This is a genomic window from Mesorhizobium sp. M6A.T.Ce.TU.002.03.1.1, assembly GCF_003997275.1.
In the GTDB taxonomy this organism is placed as follows: Bacteria; Pseudomonadota; Alphaproteobacteria; order Rhizobiales; family Rhizobiaceae; genus Mesorhizobium; species Mesorhizobium mediterraneum.
The window spans coordinates 1-2,847 of sequence record NZ_RZTI01000258.1; the positions used below are offsets into that span (position 1 = coordinate 1).

At 63.4% G+C, this 2,847-nt stretch carries 4 protein-coding genes and 1 pseudogene; 2 read left to right on the forward strand and 3 right to left on the reverse strand.

Annotated features, from left to right (window positions below; translation table 11 throughout):
• On the forward strand, positions 1-507 hold a 507-nt coding region (locus EOC93_RS33215; RefSeq protein WP_127206725.1), incomplete at its 5' end, for a helix-turn-helix domain-containing protein.
• A 189-nt stretch (positions 508-696) separates the two neighbouring features.
• Here the strand turns inward: EOC93_RS33215 and EOC93_RS33220 are convergent.
• Positions 697-1,035: a hypothetical protein gene (locus EOC93_RS33220; RefSeq protein ID WP_126104959.1), complete on the reverse strand. Its 339-nt coding sequence runs from the start codon at positions 1,033-1,035 to the stop codon at positions 697-699.
• 18 nt (positions 1,036-1,053) lie between these two features.
• Positions 1,054-1,317 carry a hypothetical protein gene (locus EOC93_RS33225; protein WP_126104960.1) on the reverse strand — a complete coding sequence of 88 codons (264 nt, stop codon included), beginning with the start codon at positions 1,315-1,317 and terminating at the stop codon, positions 1,054-1,056.
• Positions 1,318-1,571: 254 nt separating this feature from the next.
• Between EOC93_RS33225 and EOC93_RS35225 the strand changes: the two are divergent.
• A pseudogene (locus tag EOC93_RS35225) lies at positions 1,572-1,766 on the forward strand (DUF459 domain-containing protein); the annotation flags it as partial.
• A gap of 68 nt (positions 1,767-1,834) precedes the next feature.
• On the opposite strand, the gene EOC93_RS33235 reads toward EOC93_RS35225, so the two are convergent.
• The coding region (locus tag EOC93_RS33235; RefSeq protein WP_164759391.1) for a glutamate synthase subunit beta at positions 1,835-2,847 on the reverse strand (1,013 nt) is incomplete at its 5' end.

Consider the following 2,847-nt stretch of genomic DNA (forward strand, 5'->3'; position numbering starts at 1 on the left):
GTTTTGCCTGATGCCGGGCTGCGCATCATTTCGCGCGACCGGCGGCGCGCCCGCGACCGGACCACCCGGCTGCTGGCCGTCCTCCATGCCTTCGCCGAAGCCGCCGCGACCGGGCTCAAGGAGATCGACCGACTGGCGCTGGCCAAAAGCCAGATGGAGCGCCGGCTCAGGAACCGGCGCAAAAACTCGAGCCTGCCGGCGCTGATCGAGCTGGTGCTGGCGCGGCCGCTGGTGTCGGCAGGTCTGGTCGCGGCCGAGCTGAAAATCAGCCAGCGCGCTGCGCTCGGGCTGGTCGCCGAACTCGGCATCCGCGAGGTGACCGGCAGGGGGCGCTACCGGGCGTGGGGCCCTTTAGCTGCGGCGGGCTTTGGCGAAAGCGACAGCACTGATGATTTTTGCTGTACGCTCATTCTCCCTCATCTGCGCGTTGACAGAAAACCAGCAGCCGAGGGTCACAGCACGCTGTGCTCCCGCGATTTCCGGAAAACCAATGAAGAACGACTTTGATCGATCGCGCGGGACGTATCATTCAACCATGTCGAGAACGGGCGTGACGGCACGTACACTATGGACCGAGAGAACTTTGTCTGGCGACTTTGCGCACGCCTGCAGAACTCTTCGGAAAACTTCCTTCTGTTGATCCAATGATCGTGATGAGCTGGAGTGGCATCGCCGCTCTCCCCGGTTCTTGCTCTCTCAGTTGAACTTGATGCTAGCCTGCACGAACACGCCGTAGCGCTTTGCCTTCCAATCGTCGGCCTGCGGGGAACCACGACCGCCCATTGCCTCTTCGAAATGAGCGGTGCCGTTATTCGCCACCGCCCAGTAGCGGGCGCCGACGCCGATGTTGAACAAATCCGTGACCTTGTAGTTCAACACCGCCTCGAGTTGGACGCCATGCCCATCGCCGTCTTCGGGAATTAGCTTGATCTTGGGGCGCATGTGGTGCTGATCTTTGCCGTCGAGCCGCGTGAAGAGGAACGCCACGTCACCAGAAAGGCTGAGTCGCGCGGTGAGTTGCGTCTGCCCGGCCAAGCCGAGTCGCAGCGAATGCTAATCGTTGTCCTGGCTGATGAGGTTGACGTAGGTCGGGACGGTTGGCACACAGGTCCTCCAGTTGGTCGCCTGCTGCGTGCAACCGAAAGCGTCGTAGCTCTCGTGCCGGAAATTGTTGCCAACAAAAGCACCGATGCGGTAGCGCGGCGCGTTCAAGAAATTATATCCAAGATCGGCGGTGAAATAGCTGACGCCGCCCCCGCGCTGATCACTGAATGTGTTTGAGTAGCCCCCCCCATTTCTGTAAGAAGTCCTCGTCATGAGAAAACCCTCCCTGATGCCGCCCGCACCGAGGAGGCCTTTACGAAAATGCCAGTCGGATTGTGGATCGCGTTGAAGAAGACTTCACTCGAATGCGCGTCTAGATCGTCATAGGTGAGCCGCGAGACCGGTGACGTACCTTTATGATTGTAAAGGTCCTTCGATGCTTGCCGGTACTGGGCCAGTAGCGTAGTCCACCCTCGAACGAAAAGACTGAGGCCGCCGCCCCGGCTACCGACGCCGACTCGAAATCACCGGCACTCGACGGCGGTTCGGAACTCCTCGGTGCCGCAGCGCCGGCCAAGCCGGACGGGCCCGGTGAAAAATTCGTCGTCGAGGGCAAGGCGCCCGCTGCTTCGCCCGGCCGCGCCGACGATTTTTCTTGGCCGCCAAGGCGGCAGCCTGCGGCCGCGGCCACAACCGAAACGACCACGGCGATCAGTCCGTAAGCTGCCCGGGGCAGCGGAAGGGCGGAAAGCGCCTTCAGATGCCGCACAAGTAGGGTCTCGAGACAGACTCAGCGCGGCAGCACGCTCGATCCCATCAGCGCCTCGTCGATCGAACGCGCTGCCTGCCGGCCCTCGCGGATCGCCCAGACGACCAGCGATTGACCGCGGCGCACATCGCCCGCCGCATAGAGCTTTTCGACGCTGGTCTTGTAGTCGCGGTCATTAGCCTCGACGTTGTTCGAGCGGCGGCTGTCGATGGCGATCGTCATCTGCCCGTCGAGTTCCGACACCGGCCCTCGAGCGGCCGGCCCGGCAAAGCCGATGGCGATGAACGCGAGATCGGCGCGGATGACGAATTCCGTGCCGGCGATCGGTTTGCGCTTTTCATCGACCTCGCAGCATTTGACGCCGCTCAGCTGGCCGTCTTCGCCGATGAATTCGAGCGTCGCCACCTGGAACTCGCGCTCGGCGCCTTCGTCCTGCGAGGATGACGTGCGCATCTTCGTCGCCCAGTAGGGCCAGACCGAAAGCTTGTCTTCCTTTTCCGGCGGCTGCGGCCGGATGTCGAGCTGGGTGACGCGCACGGCGCCCTGGCGGAAAGCGGTGCCGACGCAGTCGGATGCGGTATCGCCGCCGCCGACGACGACGACATGCTGGCCGCCGGCGACGATCGGCTGGGAGGGCCACGCCACCGACTGGATCGGCTCGCCGCCGACGCGCTTGTTCTGCTGCACCAGATAGGGCATCGCGTCATGGACGCCGTCGAGATCGTCGCCGGGAATGTTGGCCGGACGCGGTGTTTCCGATCCGCCGCAATAGAGCACCGCATCGTACTCGGCGAGCAGCTCCGCCACCGGCTTATCGACGCCGACATTGATTCCACAATGGAAGCTCACGCCCTCGCCCTGCATCTGCTCGATGCGCCGATCGATATAGTGCTTCTCGATCTTGAAGTCGGGGATGCCATAGCGCATCAGCCCGCCCGGCCGGCTCTCGCGCTCATAGACGTGGACGTCGTGGCCGGCACGGCCAAGCTGCTGGGCGGCGGCCATGCCGGCCACGACGTCCACGTCTATGAGCG